This is a genomic window from Sphingomonas azotifigens NBRC 15497, from assembly GCF_002091475.1.
Lineage (GTDB): Bacteria > Pseudomonadota > Alphaproteobacteria > Sphingomonadales > Sphingomonadaceae > Sphingomonas > Sphingomonas azotifigens.
On record NZ_BCTR01000144.1, the window covers coordinates 1 to 959 of the forward strand.

The window sequence follows — 959 nt, forward strand, 5'->3', positions numbered from 1 at the left end:
AGTCGGACTTCGATCTGCTCGTGATCGTCAACAAGGACAAGCTCACCGATCGGGTGGAGTTCTGGGCGACCGCCGAGGACCGGCTGAACCGCGAGCTGGCGATTACCAAGACGCTGCGCACGCCGGTCAATTTCATCGTCCACACCATGCAGGAGGTGAACGACGGCCTGGCGCATGGGCGCTATTTCTTCATGGATGTCGCGCGTGACGGCATCGCGCTGTACGAGAGCGAGCCCACCGAGTTGCACCAGCCCAAGCCGAAGACGCCACCGCAGGCGTTGGCGATGGCGCGGGAGTATTTCGAGGAGTGGTTCTCGGCAGCCATGCGCAGGCATGACTTTGTCCGCTTCGGCCTAGAGAAGGGACACTCTCGCGAGACCGCATTCGAGCTCCATCAGACTGCCGAGAGCCTCTACCACTGCGTGCTGCTGGTTTGCACCTTTTACACGCCGCACACCCACAATCTAGGTTTTCTTCGCACGCAGGCCGAGCGCATCGATCCGCGGCTGATCGATGCCTGGCCCCGTGATCAGCGCATCGACCGTTCTCGGTTCGAGAAGCTGAAGGAGGCCTATGTGAAGGCGCGTTATTCCAAGCACTACCGCATCACCGCCGAGGAGTTGGCGTGGCTGGGCGAGCGCGTCGAAGTGCTGGGGCAGGCGGTGCAGGTGATCTGCGAGGAACGCATCGCGGCGCTGGAGCAAGCTGCCGCCGCATGATCGTCTCGCGCCGAGGCTTGGAGCCTCGGCGCGAGATTGAGTTCAGGCAGTGGGTGCCGCCTTCGCGCGCGGCTTGCGCGCCGGCTTCGGGGCAGGCGGTTCAGCAGGCGCGTTGCGCGCTGCGCGGCCCTTGGCGCCCAGACCGATCTTGTGCGCCATCGCGCGGCGCTGTTCCGAATAGGCCGGCGCCACCATAGGATAATCGGCCTTCAGATTGTAGCGCGCGCGATAGTCCTCGGG

Annotated in this window: 2 protein-coding genes; one reads left to right on the top strand and one right to left on the bottom strand. The window is 64.2% G+C overall.

What is annotated here, in order from left to right; all coding sequences use genetic code 11:
- Nucleotides 1-719, top strand: a 719-nt coding sequence (locus tag SAZ01S_RS23310) for a HEPN domain-containing protein (RefSeq protein WP_139810229.1), incomplete at its 5' end; no start/stop codon positions are given.
- Nucleotides 720-761: 42 nt separating this feature from the next.
- Here SAZ01S_RS23310 and SAZ01S_RS23315 read toward each other — a convergent pair.
- Nucleotides 762-959, bottom strand: a 198-nt coding sequence (locus SAZ01S_RS23315) for a MucR family transcriptional regulator (RefSeq protein ID WP_174596170.1), incomplete at its 5' end; no start/stop codon positions are given.